The following is an 18246-nucleotide window of genomic DNA, read 5'->3' as shown; positions in this document are numbered from 1 at the left end:
GGCTTACCCCAGACTCAGTTTGTTGGCGCCAACCAGCTTGCTGTACAGGCCATACAGCGTCATGGTGGCAATCAGCAGCAGGCTGCCCAGCGCGGCGGCCATACCCCAGTTGATGGTGACGTTGGTGTAGAACGCTACGTAGTAGCTCACCATCTGCTCTTCCGGGCTACCCAGCAGTGCCGGGGTAATGTAGTAGCCAATGCACATGATGAACACCAGCAAGGCACCGGCAGCCACACCGGCCACGGTTTGCGGGAAGTAAATCTTCCAGAAGGCGGCAAACGGGTGGTCGCCCAGCGAAATGGCGGCACGCATATAGGTAGGCGGAATGCTCTTCATCACGCTGTAGGCCGGCAGAATCACGAACGGCAGCAGGATGTGCACCATGGCGATGTACACGCCCACACGGTTGAACGCCAGCTGTAGCGGCTCGCCGATAATGCCCAGGTTCATCAGGGCGCTATTGATCAGGCCTTCACGCTGCAAGAGCACGATCCACGACGCCACGCGCACCAGCACCGAGGTCCAGAACGGTAGCAGCACCAGAATCATCAGCAGGTTGCTTTTGCGTGCCGGCAGGTTGGCCAGCCAGTAAGCCAGCGGGTAACCCAGCAGCAAGCAAAACACGGTGACCCAGAAGCTGATCCACAGCGTGCGGCCGAAAATGCTGATGAAGGCACGTTCTTCCTCCGGCGCCAGTTCAGGCGTACCGGCCTTGGTTTCGCGCAAATCCAGCGAGCTGTACAGGTAGTACGGCGTCCAGCTCTTGGCATTTTTGGCAATCACATGCCAGTGGTCCGGGTCGCCCCAGCGCTCGTCCATCTGGATAAAGCGGTCACGCATGCTTTCGCCTGCGGCCAACTCCAGCGGCATCTTGCGCGCGGTTTTCTGGATCAGCGAACGGAAGCCGCTGATATCCATATTCAGGCGCTTGGCGACTTCGGGGACGGTCTTGGCTTCTTTGGCGGCGGTCAGGTCACGCGCCATGGCCTGGAAGACTTCTTCGGATGGCAGGGCGCGGCGGTCCCAGCTGGCAATCAGCTGGCTGGTAGCCGGCAGGTGGGTGACCACTTCGGGGTTATCCACGCTACGACCCAGCAGCATGAAAATGGGAACCAGAAAAGTCAGCAGCAAGAAAATGGCCAGCGGGGCCACCAGGGCCACGGCTTTCAGCTGCTTGTTGCGGTGCTCGCGGGCCAGCTTGACGGTGAGCAGCTCGCCATCGGCTGCGGTCAGCGGCGCATTCTCGGTAAGGGTTTGGGACATGGTGGGCATCACTTCCAGCAAAGTCCCGCCAGCCGGGGGGCATGGCGGGACGGTTCAGGCAAGGTGGCTACTTAGCGGGCAGCCCAGGCGTTGAAGCGCTCTTCCAGCTCTTCACCATGCTCAACCCAGAAGTTTACGTCCAGGGCCAGCGCGTTTTTCAGGTTGGCCGGCCAGGTTGGCAGGTTGGCCGCAGACTTCGGGTCTACCTTCTGGATGGCTTTCAGGTTGGTCGGGCCGTAGGCGATCTTGTTGGAGTACACCGCCTGGTTTTCCGGCTGGCTGGCGTGCTTGATGAAGTCCATGGCTTCTTTCAGCTTTGGCGAGCCCTTGGGCACGGCCCAGGAATCCACGTCGTACACGCTGCCAGTCCACACCACTTTCAGGTTTTTGCCTTCTTTCTGCGCGGTATCGATACGGCCGTTATAGGCCGAGCTCATCACCACGTCGCCAGAGGCCAGGAACTGTGGCGGCTGGGCACCGGCTTCCCACCACTGGATATTCGGCTTCAGCTGGTCCAGCTTCTTGAAGGCACGGTCCACGCCGGCCTTGGTGGCCAGCAGCTTGTACACGTCGGCCGGCTTCACGCCGTCGGCTTGCAGGGCAAATTCCAGGGTGTATTTGGCACCTTTACGCAGGCCGCGTTTGCCCGGGTATTTCTTCACGTCCCAGAAGTCGGCCCAGCCTTGCGGGGCAACCTTGATCTTGTCGGCGTTGTAGGCCATGGCAGTGGACCACACAAAAATGCCCACGCCACACTCGGAAACCGCCGGCTTCACGAAGTCAGGCTTCTTGCCCACCTTGGACCAGTCGATCTTCTCGAACAGGCCTTCCTCGCAGCCGCGCAGCAGTTCTGGCGACTCGACCTCTACCACATCCCAGCTCACCTTCTTGGCATCGACCATGGCTTTGATCTTGGCCATTTCGCCGTTGTAGTCACCGGCAATAATCTTGTGGCCGGTGGCTTTTTCAAATGTCTGGTAGTAGGCCACGGCTTGCGCGTCCTTGTTGGCACCACCGAAAGAGATCACGGTGATGTCTTTGGCCATGGCCGGGGCGGCCAGGGCTACAGCAACAGACAGGGCCAACAGGCGCGGGGTGTTTTTGTTCATAGTCATACTCCTCTGGGGATATCGCTTTGCAGGACGTTGAAAGCGCCCGTGTGGTCGGGCTTTTTATCTAGTGTGTGTAAACCGAGGCATCCAGCGCGCGAATGTCGCGTGCCATCCAGCCAATATCCAGCTTGTCGCCTACCTTCCAGCTGCTATCGAGCTCGCCGGCAGGCACTTTCACCATGAAGCCGCTCTGCCCTGCTACATCCAGGCGCAGGCGGACGTGGTCGCCGAAATAAATGAACTCTGCCAGGCGGGCCTGCAGGCGGTTTTCGCAGGCTTCGGCGTGGCGGTTCAGGCGCACGCGCTCGGGGCGAATCGACATGGAGGTGGCTTCGCCAGCCTGGCCAACGCAGACGGCTGCGGCCTGTACGGTGTCGCCGTTACCCAGGCGTACGGTGCAGTGCTGGTCGTGCAGGGCAACGACTTCGCCGTGCAGGGTGTTGTTCTCGCCAATGAAGTTGGCCACAAACGAGTTCACCGGCTTTTCGTACAGCACGTTGGCCGCATCGATCTGCTGGATGATGCCGTCCTTGAACACCGCTACGCGGTCGGACATGGTCAGCGCCTCGCCCTGGTCGTGGGTCACATACACCACGGTAATGCCCAGGTTTTCGTGGATATGCTTGATCTCCAGCTGCATGTGTTCGCGCAGCTGTTTGTCCAGCGCGCCCAGCGGCTCATCCATCAGCACCAGCTGCGGCTCGAATACCAGCGCCCGCGCCAGCGCCACGCGCTGTTGCTGGCCGCCGGACATCTGGCCGGGGTAGCGGTTGGCCAGCGCATCCAGCTTGACCATGCCCAGCGCTTTTTTCACGCGGTCGGTAATCTCGGATTTGCCCATCTTGCGGATGGTGAGCGGGTAGGCCAGGTTTTCTGCCACGGTCATGTGCGGGAACAAGGCGTAGTTCTGAAACACCATGCCGATGTTGCGCTTGTGCGGCGGCACGTGGTTCAGCAGCTTGTCGCCCAGGCGGATCTCGCCGTGCGTGGGGGTTTCGAAACCGGCCAGCATCATCAGGCAGGTGGTTTTGCCGGAGCCGGACGGCCCGAGCATGGTGAGGAATTCGCCTTTGCGAATATCCAGGTCCAGATTCTTGACGATCAGTGACGCGCCATCGTAGCTCTTCTGTACACCGCGAAAGCTGACAAGGGTGTCGGAGGCCGTGTGTTTCTCGCTCATCATGTCCTTCCTGATAGTTCCGCTTAGCGGAATGTTGTTTCAGTTTTTATCAGATTAACCAGCATCAAAACCGAAGTAAAGCGCATTGGCCTATGTCAGCCGGCTGGTTTGTCCCCCTGTCTCTGTGTACAGGTGTCCATTAATTTAATCGCCCCGTTTAATAAAACAAACTACCAAAGTGTGCTTTTTCAAAAAATGAATACGTATTGAAGCAGGGCAAAGACATGCAGCACTCTTACGGTGCATGCAAACGGGATTTATTGAGAGGATTATGCGGCATTCACTAGGCAGGCCGCATGGAAATGCACCAAACGGCAACATCATTGCACCGCTATGTCAAACGGCCGTTTGTGGCATAAGGGCAACAAAAAAAGCCGACCTTGCGGTCGGCTTGAAGGGAGTAATGCGAAAAAGGGAACTTAGGCGAGCAGGTGGTTGTTCAGCTCGCGCATGCCGGCAGACAACATGGCCAGGTCCAGCGTCTCGAAAGACTGCAGCTCGGCAAACATCTGCTGGCAAGCTTCTACCTCGGCAGCACGCTGCTGCAGCCACTGGCTGACAAAGCCCGCTTCTTGCGACACGGACAGCGCACGCTGGGTCAGCGAGCGGTGCTGGCGGTACAGGTCGTCACGCAGCGCGCTGCGTGCCAGCGACTGCCAGCGGTTGTCGCGCGGCAGCTGGGTGATGGCGGAGCGCAGCCAGTCCAGCTGCAGGTCGCGGCCCAGTTGCAGGTAGTTGGCCGCAATGTCTTCCAGCGCCAGCTCGCCATCCTCGCCGATCTCGATCAGGTCCATCAGCGGCACGGCAAACTCCAGACGCGCCAGCACGCTGGCCAGCTCGGCCGGTACGTTTGGCTGGGTCAGGCGTGTTTCCAGACGCGCTACCTGCGGGTAGGTGTCGGCGCTGATCAGCTGTGGCAGCTGGGCCAGCAGGGCTTGTACCTTGTCGGCAAACTGCGCGATGGTGGCCTCTACCGAGCCGCTGGCGCGGCGGTTGCGCAGTACCCAGCGCACCACGCGCTCTACCAGGGTACGCACCATCACCATCATTTCTACTTGCAGGTCGGCCGATACCAGGTTGTCCAGGCTTTCGATGCGGGTCCACAGCGCTTCGGCATCAAACACGCGGCTGGCAATCCAGAACGCGCGGGTGATGTCGGCAGCCGAGAACGACGACTCTTCCTGCATGCGGAACACAAAGGTGGTGCCCATGCGGTTGATGATCAGGTTGGCCAGCTGGTTGGCGATGATCTCGCGCTTCAGGTGGTGCTTCTGCATGGCATCGCCAAAACGCTGCTGCAGCGGTTTCGGGAAGTAGTTCACCAGCACCGGCAGGAAGTCGGCGTCGTCCGGCACGTCGGTCTTCAGGATGGCCTGGTCCAGCGAGATCTTGCTGTAGGCCAGCAGTACGGCCACTTCCGGCGGGGTCAGGCCCTGGCGTGCCAGACGGCGCTCGTTAATCTGCGTGTCGGACGGCAGGTACTCGATCTCGCGGTTCAGCTCGCCGGTTTTTTCCATGTGGGCAATCATGCGCGAGTGGGTGCTCAGCATGGAAGCGGCATGGCTGCGGTTGACTGCCAGGATCTGGGTCTGCAGGTAGTTGTTGCGCAGTACCAGGTGACCCACTTCTTCGGTCATCTCGGCCAGCAGGTCATTACGCTGTTTCAGCGTCATGTCGCCGGCTTGCATCACCGCGCCCACCAGGATCTTGATGTTCACTTCGTGGTCGGAGCAATCCACACCGGCCGAGTTGTCGATGGCGTCGGTGCAGATACGGCCGCCAGCCAGGGCAAATTCTACGCGGCCCAGCTGGGTGCACGTCAGGTTACCGCCTTCGGCTACTACTTTAACCTGCAGCTGGTTACCGTTGACACGTACCGGGTCGCACGCGCGGTCGCGGGCGTCGGCGTGGCTCTGGGTAGAGGCCTTCACGTAGGTACCGATACCGCCGTTGTACAGCAGGTCGGCCTTGGCCTTCAGCAGCTCGTGAATCAGCTCGTTCGGCGCCATGCTGTCTTTGTCGGTTTCCAGCCAGGCTTTCACCTCGGGCGACAGCGGGATGGATTTGGCCGAGCGCTCGAAAATGCCGCCACCTTGCGAAATCAGCTCGCGGTTGTAGTCGGTCCAGCTGGAACGCGGCAGGTTGAACAGGCGCGCACGTTCGGCAAAGCTGGCCGCCGCGTTGGGCGTCGGGTCCAGGAAGATGTGCAGGTGGTTGAACGCGGCTTTCAGGCAGATGTGCTCGGACAACAGCATGCCGTTACCGAATACGTCGCCAGCCATGTCACCAATGCCGATCACGCTGAAATCCTGCTCCTGGGTATTGATGCCCAGGTGACGGAAGTGGCGTTTTACCGATTCCCACGCGCCGCGGGCGGTAATGCCCATGCCTTTGTGGTCGTAACCGGCCGAACCACCCGACGCAAACGCGTCGCCCAGCCAGAAGCCATACGCCTCGGAAATGCTGTTGGCGATGTCGGAGAAGGTTGCGGTGCCCTTGTCGGCAGCCACCACCAGGTACGGGTCATCCGGGTCCAGGCGGCGCACGTCCAGCGGCGGTACCACCTGGCCGTTTACCAGGTTGTCGGTTACGTCCAGCAGCGCGGAGATAAAGGTCTTGTAGCTGGCGATACCTTCGGCCATGAAGGCTTCACGGTCGCTCGGCGCTGGCAGCTGCTTGCCAACGAAACCACCTTTGGAGCCCATCGGCACGATCACCGAGTTTTTCACCATCTGGGCTTTTACCAGGCCCAGCACTTCGGTACGGAAGTCTTCCATACGGTCGGACCAGCGCAGGCCGCCACGGGCAACCTTGGAACCGCGCAGATGCACGCCTTCCACACGCGGGCTGTATACCCAGATCTCGAACAGCGGGCGCGGCTGCGGCAGGAAGGAAATCAGGCTGGATTCCAGCTTGAACGACGCGTACGACTTGAACTCGCCGGTTTTGTCTTTCTGCCAGAAGTTGGTACGGCGGGTAGCCAGAATCACTTGCAGGAAGCCGTTCAGGATGCGGTCTTCGTCCAGGTTGGCCACGCCGTCCAGCAGGTCTTTCAGCTCTTCTTGCAAGTTGGCCGCCAGTGCGTCGTCAAACGCTACCGGGTGCAGACGGGCAGCAAACAGCTGTACCAGGCGACGGGTGATTTCCGGGTAGTGGGCAACGCAGTTTTCGATATAGGTCTGGCTGAACGTCAGGCCGCCCTGGCGCAGGTATTTGGCCAGTGCGCGTACCAGGGTGATTTCACGCCAGTCCAGGCCGGCGACTACGGCCAGGCGGTTGAAGCCGTCGTTTTCGCAGTCTTTGGCAAACACGCGCGACAGCAGTGCCTGGAAGTTTTTCTGTACGGCTTCGTCCTGCATGGATTCGGCAGCGCCGCCCAGCTCCAGGCCAAAGTCGCTTACCCACACGGTGCCGTCGTTCAGCTCGATCAGGTACGGGTGCTCGTCGCGTACCTGCACACCCATGTTTTCCAGGATAGGCAGGCTGGCCGACAGGCCCAGCGGCTCGCCACCACGGAACAGCTTCAGGTTGAAGCCCTGGCCACGGTGGAAGGCGCGGTACAGCTTCATGGTCAGGCCATGGCTGGCGGCGGCGTCTTCGATCAGCTGGATATCCAGTACGGCGTTACGCGCGGCAAACTCTTCGCGGTAGGCTACCGGGAACGCGCCACGGTAACGGTTGAACAGCAGGTTGCCCTTCTCTTCACCGTGCGCTTCGATCAGCAGGTGGTGCAGCTCTTCTTGCCAGCCGCGTACTACGCGGGCGATATCGGTTTCCAGCTCCTGGGTACGGAACTGCGGCAGGTGGCCGCCCTGGGTGCGGATGATGTAGTGCACGCGCGCCAGGGTGCTGTCGCTGATCTGTACACTGAATTCGGCCGAGGCGCCATTAAAGGCATTCATCAGCACGCGCTCGATCTTGAGGCGGATTTCGGTATTGAAGCTGTCACGCGGCACGAATACCAGGCAGCTCACATAACGGTGGTAGCGGTCGGTACGGGTGTACAGGCGTACGCGCGGGCGCTCCTGCAGGTTCACGATACCTTCCACGATCGGGGTCAGCGTTTCGGCCGGGATCTCGAACAGCTCGTCGCGCGGGTAGCTTTCCAGCACAAAACCCAGGGTCTTGGCTTTGTAGCTGTTGTCTACGTAATCGCAAGTGGACACCACGTGGGCCACTTTTTCGCGCAGCAGCGGAATGTCTTTTGGCGACTGCTGGTACGCGCTGGCGGTATACAGGCCCAGGAAGCGGCGCTCGCCGATGACCTCGCCCTTGTCGTTAAAGCGCTTGATACCGACAAAGTCCATATAAGCCGGGCGGTGCAGGATGGAGCGCGACTGCGATTTGTTCAGGATCAGCAGGTGAGGCTGGTGCGCCAGCTCGCGCAGGTCTTGCGGCAGCGCCTCGAAGCTTTCGGAATACTCTTTGTCGCCCTGGTCTTTCAGGAAGCCCAGGCCGGCGTGTTTCACGATCTTCAGGCTGTCTTTGCCGTCACGCTTCACCAGGTCGTAATCGCAGTAACCCATGAAGATGAAATGGTTGGCCGACATCCAGTCCAGGAAAGCTACCGCTTCGGCGGCTTCGCGCTCGCGCTCGCCTTGAATGGCAGCCAGCTCGGCGCGCAGGCCGGCCAGCACCTGGCGCATTTGCGGCTCGTCATCCACCACACGGCGCAGGTAGGACAGCACATTGTTCAGGTCGGCTTGCAGTGCCTTCAGTACGGCAGGGTCGCTCACGCGGTCTACCTGTACATGAATGAACGATTCCAGCGGCAGGCTGCGGTCTTCGGTGCGCTTGAATTCGGCAATGATGCCGTCTGCGGTGCGGCCAACCGACAGCACCGGGTGCACCAGCAGGTGCAGGTTCAGGTTGTGGCGTGCCAGCAGCATGGCCACCGAGTCGATCAGGAACGGCATGTCATCGTTCGCGATCTCGATCACGGTGTGGGTGCTCTGCCAGCCGTCACGCTCGAAATCAGGGTTGTAAATACGGGCCTTGGCCTGGCGTGGTGCGCGCTTTTTGGCGAATTCGAAATGCGCCAGCGCTGCGCCGAACAGGTCCAGCGGCGAGAAGCTTTTCAGGTCTTCGTGTTCGGTTTCTTCAAAGTAAAGCGGCACAAAGGACCCCAGACTTGCGGCGTCCTGGCTGGACAGCTTCTGCTCTGCTACAGCCTGGATATCCGCTATCAGGCTCAGAAATTCAGTCTTGTTGGTAAGCGACATGTTGCTTCTCGTATTTGTTTTGGGAACACAGGTGTTGTGTGAGCGCATTGTAAGAGCGCCTACACCCTAGGGATTTCCTTATTGCGACATGCTCGTACACATTCAATAACCGCACTGCACAATGACAAAAACCTGCGTGACGGAAAATTGACAATTGGTGCACTTTTTGCCTTATAGCAATGCGACGGCAAATTACAAAATGACTATGCGTAAAAAACAGGCTTTACGCCAAAAAAATATTGCAAATCACTGTATATAAAGACATTTCCCTACTTAACAAAAAGACAGTAGAATTCGCCCCCCGCACGCAAGCTCCGGCAACCGCGCAGCTGGCGCATTGTGCCTGCTGCCGCTTGCGTGCAAAGATTTCGCCGTCCCCCACAGAGGGGATGCGAAAACAACAATATTGCAAACAAGGTAAGGCCTGCACCGGGCCTGTACCGCTGCCACGATGCGGCAGCGGTGCTCCCTCCCCGGCGTGCCGGGGTTCACCATCTTCAAAGAGAGTTATAGCAGCATGAAAAAAGCGCTCATCCTGGCCGCACTGGCCCTGTCCGCTGCCGGCATGTCGGCACAAGCTGAAACCATCCGCTTTGGTATCGACGGCAACTACCCGCCGTTTGCCAAGCAAGGCGCAGACGGCAAGCTGCAAGGCTTTGACGTGGATATCGCCAATGCGCTGTGTACTGCCATGAAAGTAACTTGCCAGATCGTGCCGCAAGACTGGGACGGCCTGATTCCGGCACTGAATGCCAACAAGTTCGACGCCATCCTGTCTTCGATGTCCATTACCGAAGAGCGCATGAAGGCGGTGGACTTCAGCAACAAGTACTACCACACCCCTAGCCGCATGATTGCCAAGAACGGCACCAAGGTAGACCAGCAAAGTTTCAAGGGTAAGAAGATTGGCGTGCTGCGCGCGTCCATCCAGGAAAAGTTTGCCAAAGACTACTGGGCCAAGAATGGCGCCAGCCTGGTGGCCTACGGCAAGGTGCCGGAAGCTTTCCTGGACCTGAAATCCGGCCGTATTGACGGCGTATTCGTGGATTCCGTGGTGGGCGATACCGACTTCCTGAAATCGTCGCAGGGCAAGGGCTTTGCCTTCGTGGGTCCGGACTACAACGACCCGAAATACTTTGGCCGTGGCGCCGGCATTGCCGTGAAAAAAGGCAATGGCGCGCTGACCGAACGCCTGAACAAAGCCATCGAGCAGATCCGCAAGGATGGCAGCTACAAGAAAGTACAGGACAAGTACTTCAACTTTAACGTATACGGCAACTAACCCTGCCAGCCCCGCCCTGTCTCTGCCCGGAGACAGGGTTTTTCATACGTAAAACCAGAAAAAACATCACCGTGCCGGAGAGAAACATGAAGAAACCCTTGCTTGTGCTGGGTGCGCTTGCACTCGCCCTGACCACTGCCGCCCACGCAGACACCCTGCGTTTTGCAACCGACGCCAGCTACCCGCCGTTTTCCAAACAGGGTGCCGACGGCAAGATGACCGGCTTTGACCCCGACATCGCCCAGGCGCTGTGCGCGGCCATGAAGGCGCAGTGTGAAGTGCTGCCACAGGATTTCGACGGGATTATCCCGGCGCTGAACGCCAAGAAGTTCGACGCCGTGATCGCCTCGATGAACATCACCGAAGAGCGCAAGAAGGCGGTGGATTTCTCCGACAAGTACTACAACATGGCCAGCCGGCTGGTCGCCCGCGAAGGCAGCCAGGTGAATGATGCCTGGTTCAAGGGCAAGAAAATCGGCGTGCTGCGTTCGTCCATCCAGGAAAAATACGCCCGCGAACATTTCGTGAAGCGGGGTGCCAAGCTGGTGAGCTATGGCAAGGCGCCGGAATCCTTCCTGGACCTGAAAGCCGCCCGCGTGGACGCCGCTTTCGTGGATGCGGCCGTAGGTGACGTGGATTTTGTCAAAACCGCCAATGGCAAAGGCTTTGCCCTGGTGGGCCCGGACTATAACGACCCGAAATACTTCGGCGTGGGTTCCGGCATTGCCGTACGCAAGGGCGACAAGGCCCTGCTGGCGCGCATCAACCAGGCGCTGAAACAGATTCGCGCCGACGGCACTTACGACAAGATCCAGAAGAAGTACTTCAGCTTCGATATCTACGGCAAATAAGCAGCACATAACACCCGCCGTCTGGCAATACATGCGGCCAACCCCGGGTTGGCCGCCTGCCGCATCAAGCAGGAACGATGGAGTAAAACAATGTTTCTACAGGGTTACCTACCCAGCATTCTGGAAGGCACCATACTGACACTGCAGGTTGCAGTGGCATCGCTGGCTGTTTCCGTGGTGCTGGGCCTGATTGGCGCCATGTTCAAGATGGCCCCCTCCAAGCCGCTGGTCTGGCTGGCCGAGCTGTATTCCACCCTGGTACGGGGCGTGCCCGACCTGGTGTGGATGCTGCTGCTGTTCTTTGGCGGCCAGATGCTGATCAACGATTTCTGTACCCGCATGGGCTGGCAGGCGCCGGAGATCAACTCTTTCTTTGCCGGCGTCATGACCATTGGCTTCATTTTTGGCGCCTACATGACCGAAACCTTCCGCGGCGCCATCATGGCGGTACCCAAGGGGCAGATGGAAGCCGGCCTGGCCTACGGCATGAGCCCGCTGCGCGTGTTTCTGCGCATTACCTTTCCGCAGATGGTGCGCTTTGCCCTGCCAAGCTTTTCCAATAACTGGCTGGTACTGGTGAAATCCACCGCCCTGGTATCGGTGATCGGCCTGAACGACGTGATGTACCGCGCCGATACCGCCAAATCCATCACCCAGGAACCCTTTACCGTGTACGCCGTGGTGGGCCTGATTTTCCTGGCCATTACCAGCGTGTCCGACTTTGCCCTCAAACGCCTGGAAAAACGCTACTCGCTGGGCGTACGGGAGACCGAGCTATGATCGACTTCAACCTGATCGTGGAAAAGCTCCCCGCCTTTCTGGGCGGGACCGACGGCGCCCCCATGATGTCCACCAGCGACGGCCTGCAGCTGACGCTGGAGCTGCTGTTCCTGTCGCTGGCCTGCGGCCTGCTGCTGGCGGTGCCGCTGGCGCTGATGCGCGTGTCGAAAAACCGCGTGGCGTCCAGCCTGGTGTGGCTGTACACCTATGTATTCCGTGGCACGCCGCTGCTGGTACAGCTGTTCATCATTTATTACGGCCTGTCGCAGTTTGACTGGGTGCGCGACAGCTGGGCGTGGGAATACCTGCGCGAAGCCTACGCCTGCGCCATCCTGGCCTTTACACTGAACACCGCCGCCTACACCACCGAAATCATCGCCGGCCAGATCCGCAATACCCACTATGGCGAGATCGAAGCGGCCAAGGCCATGGGCATGAGCAAATGGCTGATGATGCGCCGCATTGTTATCCCGTCGGCACTGCGCCGCGCCCTGCCGGCCTACAGCAACGAAGTGGTGATGATGATGCAGTCCACCTCGGTAGCCGGCCTGGTGACGCTGGCCGACTTGACCGGCGTGGCACGCCGCGTGTTCAGCGACACCTACATGCCGTTCGAGCCCTTCATTACCGTGGCCTGCTTCTACCTGGTACTGACCTTTGGCTTCGTGTGGCTGTTCAAGCTGGCCGAGCGCCGCTGGCTGGCCTACCTGGCCCCGCGCAAGCACTAAGGAGCCACCATGCAACGCATAGACCATCCCCTGCTCTCGCCCAGCCTGACCACCGGGCGCAGCATCAGCAGCTTTCACTATGGCCAGCCCGGCCAGGGTGAAAAGGTGTATATCCAGGCCAGCCTGCACGCCGACGAGCTGCCCGGCATGCTGACCGCCTGGCACCTGAAGCAAAGGTTGGCCGCACTGGAGGCCGCAGGCCACATTGCCGGCGAGATCATTCTGGTACCGGTAGCCAACCCCATCGGGCTGGACCAGAACCTGAACGGCGTGGCACTGGGCCGTTTCGAGCTGGGCAGCGGGCAAAACTTCAACCGCCACTACCCGGCCTTTGCCCGCCAGCTGTTCGAGCTGCTGCACGCGCAACTGGGCACGGACGCGGCGGCCAACACCCGCCTGGTGCGCCAGCACCTGCGCCAGATGGTGGCCGCCATCGAGCCGGCCAGCGAGCTGGCCTCGCAGCGTAAAACCCTGATGCTGCTAGCCTGCGATGCCGACGTGGTGCTGGACCTGCACTGCGACCTGGACGCCGCCTTGCACCTGTACACCGGCACGCCCTTGTGGCCGCAGTGCGAGCCGCTGGCGCGCTACCTGGGCGCCGCCGCCACCCTGCTGGCCGAAGACTCGGGCGACAACCCGTTTGACGAAGCCTGCAGCCAGCTATGGTGGCAGCTGCGTGACCTGGCGCGCGACGCCGGCCTGGATGCCGCCATCGACATGGCCTGCCTGTCGGTTACCGTGGAGCTGCGTGGCCAGGCCGACGTCAGCCACGAGCTGGCCGCCGGCGACGCCGACAGGCTGCTGGCCTTCCTGACCCACCGCGGCATTATCCGCGGTGACGCCCCGCCGCTGCCCGCGCTGGTCTACCCGGCCACCCCGCTGGCCGGCTCGGAAAGCCTGTTCGCCCCGCACGCCGGCGTGGTGCACTACTACGTGCAGCCCGGCACCCAGGTAGAAAGCGGCCAGCACCTGGCCGATGTGATCGACCCGATAAACGACCGCGTTACCGCGCTGCGCGCCCACCGCGCCGGCATGCTGTACGCCACCGACAGCCGTCATTACGCTACTGCAGGCCAGTGGCTGGCCAAAGTAGCCAGTGCCGACGCCTTCAAAACCGGAAAGTTGCTCTCAGCATGAACCAGACACCCAATATCAAACTGCAAGTGCAAGACCTGCACAAAAGCTACGGCAGCCACGAAGTGCTGAAAGGCGTATCGCTTACCGCCCACGCGGGCGATGTAATCAGCATCATCGGCTCGTCCGGCTCGGGCAAAAGTACCTTCCTGCGCTGTATCAACATGCTGGAGCAGCCCCATAGCGGCAGCATTGCCGTCACCGGCGAGCAGCTGGCGCTGACCACCGACAAGCGTAACGGCGCGCTGAAAGCCGCCGACCAGACACAGCTGGCGCGCATCCGCACCAAGCTGGCCATGGTGTTCCAGCACTTCAACCTGTGGGCCCACATGACGGTGCTGGAAAACATCATCGAAGCCCCGGTACACGTGCTGGGCGTGCCCAAGGACGAAGCCATCGCCCGTGCGCGCAAATACCTGGACAAGGTTGGCCTCAAAGGCGTGGAAGACAAATACCCGTCGCACATGTCCGGCGGCCAGCAGCAGCGCGTGGCCATTGCCCGTGCGCTGGCGATGGAGCCCGAGGTGATGCTGTTCGACGAGCCCACCTCGGCCCTGGACCCGGAGCTGGTAGGCGAAGTACTGCGCGTGATGCAGGACCTGGCCAAAGAAGGCCGCACCATGGTGGTGGTGACACACGAAATGGGCTTTGCCCGCGAGGTGTCCAACCACGTGATCTTCCTGCACCAGGGCCGTATCGAAGAGCAAGGCAACCCGCGCGACGTGCTGGCCCAGCCCAAGAGCGAACGCCTGGCGCAGTTCCTGTCCGGCAGCCTGAAGTAATCCCCCGGCTTGCCCTACCGGCGCCATGCAGGCTACAAAACCTGCATGGCGCCTGTTTTTACACGGCCACCCAAAAAGCCGTACGTTTTTTATACGGCGGCATATTGCCTGCCACCCGCAAGCACGACACAATGCGCGCTTGATTCACCCCGCTGCTACAGCACCTGGAGCACCCGGCTACCGGATATGGTCAACATCGCCCCACATCACAAACCCGTTCGCTTCGGTTTTCTGCTACTGCCCCACGCCTCGATGGCAGACCTGGCCATTGCCACCGAAGTGCTCACCCGTGCCAACCAGCTGGCCGAACGCCGCGCCTACGAGTTTCTGCCGCTCTCGCTCAGCGGCGAAATGGTGACCCTGAGCAACGGCATGCGCATGCCGGTAGACCTGCCGCTGGCGCACGCCCCCAAGCTGGACGTGCTGGTGGTACTGGCCGACGAAATCGGCATCGATGTCTCGGCCGACGAGCTGGGCAAAGCCATCGGCAGCCAGCTGTCCGACCACACCCAGCTGGCCGGCATAGGCTGCGGCAGCTACTGGCTGGCCCGCGCCGGCCTGCTGGCGGGCCACCGCGCCACCATCCACTGGCAGGAAATCAGCCGCCTGACCGACGAGTTCCCGGACGTGATCGTGTCATCCAATCTTTTTGAACTGGATGGCAACCGCCTGACCAGCGCGGGCGGCGCCGCCACCTTCGATTTCATGATGGCGCTGGTAGCGGCCAACCTGGGCCAGGAGTTTGTGGCCACGCTGTCCGAGGTGTTCAGCATGGAGCGCCTGCGCCCCGGCAGCGAGCGCCAGCGCATACCGCTGGCCACGCGCATCGGCGGTAGCCAGCCCAAGCTCACCGAGGCGGTAAGCCTGATGGAAGCCAATATCGAAGAGCCGCTGACCACCGACGATATCGCCTATTACGTGGGCGTATCGCGCCGTCAGCTGGAGCGCCTGTTCAAACAGCACCTGGGCACCGTGCCGTCCAAATACTATCTGGAGCTGCGCCTGAGCCGCGCCAGACAGCTGCTGCAGCAAACCAGCAAATCCATTGTGCAGATCGGCCTAGCCTGCGGTTTTTCCAGCGGCCCGCATTTTTCCAGCACCTACCGCAGCCACTTCGGCATTACGCCGCGTGAAGAGCGCGCCCAGCGTGGCACGGCCGCCTAAGCCACCTTGCTAACCGCATGAAGCCACCGCAAGGTGGCTTTTTTACTGCTACTTTTGCTGACGCAGACCGCAGCGGTGTTCATTCAGTTTTACTGAAATTGTTTTACAGAAAAGATTGATTTTTTTTAGTACTAACTGGAACTATCCTAATCACAACTTACTCGGAGACACAGGCATGCCAGACCAGCCCGGCAAACACCGTTCCATACCACTGGTAAGAGAACTGGTGCGTACTTATCAGGCGTTCGAGCAGCTTAGCAGCCAGCGTATTCGCCAGCATGGCCTGACGCACCCGCAGTTTGATGTCATTGCCACGCTGGGCAACACCCCCGGCATGAGCTGCCGCGAGCTATCTGAGCGCACGCTGATTACCAAAGGCACGCTCACCGGCGTGCTGGACCGGCTACTGGACAAGGGCCTGATTACCCGCACCGTGCCGGAACACGACCGCCGCAGCCTGTTTGTGGCCCTGACTCCGGCAGGCGAAGCGGTATTCGATAGCGCTTTTCCGGATGTAGTAAGCCATTGTGGCGAGGCGTTTGCCCACCTGGACGACGCCAGCCTGAACCAACACATCGCCATGTTGGCCGCATTGCGCGCCGCCATAGGCCAGAAACTGGAGCCAGCAGAATGAAGCAAGCCAACCGTTACCACCCGCTGCAGGTCGTGCTGCATGGCCTGATGGCCGTGCTGATGATCGCCACCTTTGCCTTTGGCAAATACGTGCACAGCCTGCCGCTGTCGCCAGCCAAATTCCAGCTGATGAGCTACCACAAATGGGCCGGCATGACCGTGCTGGCACTGGTGCTGGTACGCATTCTGGTACGGCTGGCCAAAGGCGCCCCGGCACTGCCGGGCACCATGTCGCCCGCCGCGCGCCTGGTTGCCCACGCCGGCCACCTGCTGCTGTACGTACTGATGGTGGCGATTCCGCTGTCCGGCTGGCTGATGAGCTCGGCCTACGGCATCCCTGTGGTGATGTTCGGCCTGTGGCAGCTGCCAGACCTGATTGCGGCCAACCCCGAGCTGGCGCCACAGCTGGGCCAGCTGCACGGCCTGCTGAATACAGCCCTGCTGCTCGCCGTACTGGGCCACGTAGCCGCAGCACTGAAACACCATTTCATCGACAAGGACGGCCTGCTGAGCCGCATGAGCCTGCGCGGCTGAACCCGCCTGGCACACACAGGAACCCACCCATGAAAAAAGCACTGCTTCTGCCGCTGGCCGCCCTGCTGGCCGCCCCCGCCTTCGCCCAGCCGGTAGACCTGACCAAAAGCCAGCTGGCCTTTACCCTGAAACAGATGGGCGTGCCGATGTCCGGCAGCTTCAAGAAGTTTGCGGCCAACGTTGACTTCAACCCGGCGCAGCCAGAAACCGGCAAAGCCGACATCACCATCGACACTGGCAGCATTGCGCTGCCTACCGGCGAAGCCAGTGCCGAAGCACGCAAAAAAGAATGGTTCAATGCCGCCCAGTTCCCGCAGGCGCGCTTTGTGTCCAGCAGCATCAAGGCCCTGGGCAATAACCGCTACCAGGTTGCCGGCAAGCTCACACTCAAAGGCATCAGCCGTGACGTGAGCGCCCCGTTTACCGCCACCGCACAGGGTAAAACCCTCACCGTGGACGGCATCCTGCCCGTATCGCGCCTGGCGTTCAAGATTGGCGAAGGCAGCTGGAGCGATACCGGCACCGTAGCCGACAACGTCGACCTGAAATTCCGCCTGGTGCTGGTTAACTCCTGACCCGTCGGCTTAGTACCAACCGTATTCACACCGTCAGACCCACCCTACTCCGGAGAGAGAACATGATCCGTACCGCCCTGTTTGCTGCCCTGTTTGCCACTGCTGGCGCCGCCTTTGCCGCCCCCGTGTCCTACAACATCGACCCTACCCACACCTACGCCAGCTACGAAGTAAACCACCTGGGCCTGTCGGTACAGGCTGGTACCTTCAGCAAGATCAGCGGCAAGCTGACCGTGGATGAAGCCGCCAAAACCGGCGCCGTAGATGTCACCATCGATGCCGCCTCGCTGCAAACCTTCCTGGGCGACCGCGACAAGCACCTGAAGAGCGCCGATTTCTTCAACGTGGAAAAATTCCCTACCCTGACCTACAAGTCCACTGCGGTTGAATTCAAAAACGGCAAGCCAGCTGCGGTAAAAGGCAACCTGACCCTGCTGGGCGTGACCAAGCCGGTAACCCTGAAGCTGGTAAACGTGACCAAGGCCAAGCACCCGATGACCGGTGTAGAAAACTGGGGCGCCAACGCTGTCGCCACCATCAAGCGTAGCGAATTCGGCATGAAAACCTTCCTGCCAGCCATCAGCGACGACGTAAAACTGAACATCGTGCTGGAAGCCGCCAAGGCCGAGTAAGCACCCGCAGCGCGCCCCGTCTGTTTTGACGGTGCCTGGTAGTAAAAACCCTCTGTTTGCACTGGCAAACAGGGGGTTTTTATCTAGCATCCAACCCAGCTGCGTGACAATCGCACTGTAGCGCAACAGCACGCCATTCAAAAACACAGCCCCAGCTGGCTGCCACCCAATTTATAAAACATTATGGCAAATAGCTAATTTTGCCACCAAAGTGCTTTAGGCCAGCCCAGAATAATGGCATAGTCCCGCTTTTACCTGCCGGACTGCCGCCATGGCCGATATCGCCACCCTCCTGGCCAGCTTTGCCAGCGCCTTCACCCAGCACACGCGCCAGCTTACCCTGCAACTGGGCGATAACCTGCAGCAGCAAC

At 60.4% G+C, this 18246-nt stretch carries 15 protein-coding genes; 11 read left to right on the top strand and 4 right to left on the bottom strand.

The annotated features are described in order from the left end of the window. Positions 1–3: 3 nt before the first annotated feature. The 4 genes from FLQ44_RS11615 to FLQ44_RS11600 form a co-directional block, all read right to left on the bottom strand. The gene (locus FLQ44_RS11615) at positions 4–1266 is read right to left on the bottom strand and encodes an ABC transporter permease (protein WP_147694489.1); all 1263 of its coding nucleotides are present in this window, start codon (positions 1264–1266) and stop codon (positions 4–6) included. A gap of 71 nt (positions 1267–1337) precedes the next feature. Then, complete coding sequence (locus FLQ44_RS11610) at positions 1338–2375, bottom strand: ABC transporter substrate-binding protein (RefSeq protein WP_147694488.1); 1038 nt, start codon at positions 2373–2375, stop codon at positions 1338–1340. 67 nt (positions 2376–2442) lie between these two features. After that, positions 2443–3558 (bottom strand): ABC transporter ATP-binding protein, encoded by a 1116-nt coding sequence (locus FLQ44_RS11605; RefSeq protein WP_147683681.1) that lies wholly within the window; start codon positions 3556–3558, stop codon positions 2443–2445. A 419-nt stretch (positions 3559–3977) separates the two neighbouring features. Beyond that, positions 3978–8780: an NAD-glutamate dehydrogenase gene (locus FLQ44_RS11600; protein WP_147694487.1), complete on the bottom strand. Its 4803-nt coding sequence runs from the start codon at positions 8778–8780 to the stop codon at positions 3978–3980. 517 nt (positions 8781–9297) lie between these two features. Between FLQ44_RS11600 and FLQ44_RS11595 the strand changes: the two genes are divergently transcribed. From FLQ44_RS11595 to FLQ44_RS11545, 11 genes are all read left to right on the top strand, one after another. Continuing rightward, a complete protein-coding gene (locus FLQ44_RS11595) occupies positions 9298–10062 on the top strand; it encodes an ABC transporter substrate-binding protein (protein ID WP_147694486.1) in 765 nt (254 codons plus the stop codon). A gap of 86 nt (positions 10063–10148) precedes the next feature. Continuing rightward, a complete protein-coding gene (locus FLQ44_RS11590; protein ID WP_147694485.1) occupies positions 10149–10913 on the top strand; it encodes an ABC transporter substrate-binding protein in 765 nt (254 codons plus the stop codon). Positions 10914–11003: 90 nt separating this feature from the next. After that, on the top strand, positions 11004–11693 hold the full coding sequence (locus FLQ44_RS11585) for an ABC transporter permease (RefSeq protein WP_147694484.1): 690 nt from the start codon (positions 11004–11006) through the stop codon (positions 11691–11693). Continuing rightward, positions 11690–12421: an ABC transporter permease gene (locus FLQ44_RS11580; protein WP_147694483.1), complete on the top strand. Its 732-nt coding sequence runs from the start codon at positions 11690–11692 to the stop codon at positions 12419–12421. The genes FLQ44_RS11585 and FLQ44_RS11580 overlap by 4 nt, the downstream gene beginning before the upstream one ends. 9 nt (positions 12422–12430) lie before the next feature. Further along, positions 12431–13558: a succinylglutamate desuccinylase/aspartoacylase family protein gene (locus FLQ44_RS11575; RefSeq protein ID WP_147694482.1), complete on the top strand. Its 1128-nt coding sequence runs from the start codon at positions 12431–12433 to the stop codon at positions 13556–13558. Beyond that, positions 13555–14337: an ABC transporter ATP-binding protein gene (locus tag FLQ44_RS11570; protein ID WP_147694481.1), complete on the top strand. Its 783-nt coding sequence runs from the start codon at positions 13555–13557 to the stop codon at positions 14335–14337. Before FLQ44_RS11575 ends, FLQ44_RS11570 begins: the two co-directional genes overlap by 4 nt. Before the next feature lie 186 nt (positions 14338–14523). Next, complete coding sequence (locus FLQ44_RS11565) at positions 14524–15501, top strand: GlxA family transcriptional regulator (protein ID WP_147683695.1); 978 nt, start codon at positions 14524–14526, stop codon at positions 15499–15501. Positions 15502–15676: 175 nt separating this feature from the next. Next, on the top strand, positions 15677–16135 hold the full coding sequence (locus FLQ44_RS11560) for a MarR family winged helix-turn-helix transcriptional regulator (RefSeq protein WP_147694480.1): 459 nt from the start codon (positions 15677–15679) through the stop codon (positions 16133–16135). Then, a complete protein-coding gene (locus FLQ44_RS11555; protein WP_147694479.1) occupies positions 16132–16668 on the top strand; it encodes a cytochrome b in 537 nt (178 codons plus the stop codon). Before FLQ44_RS11560 ends, FLQ44_RS11555 begins: the two co-directional genes overlap by 4 nt. A 29-nt stretch (positions 16669–16697) precedes the next feature. Then, entirely contained in the window at positions 16698–17243 is a 546-nt protein-coding gene (locus tag FLQ44_RS11550) for a YceI family protein (RefSeq protein WP_147694478.1), read from the top strand. Between the two features lie 62 nt (positions 17244–17305). Continuing rightward, positions 17306–17875 (top strand): YceI family protein, encoded by a 570-nt coding sequence (locus tag FLQ44_RS11545; protein ID WP_147694477.1) that lies wholly within the window; start codon positions 17306–17308, stop codon positions 17873–17875. The last annotated feature ends 371 nt before the right edge of the window (positions 17876–18246 follow it).

The organism is Vogesella mureinivorans (genome assembly GCF_007644035.1).
Lineage (GTDB): Bacteria > Pseudomonadota > Gammaproteobacteria > Burkholderiales > Chromobacteriaceae > Vogesella > Vogesella mureinivorans.
This window is presented reverse-complemented; position numbering and strand designations above follow the sequence as displayed.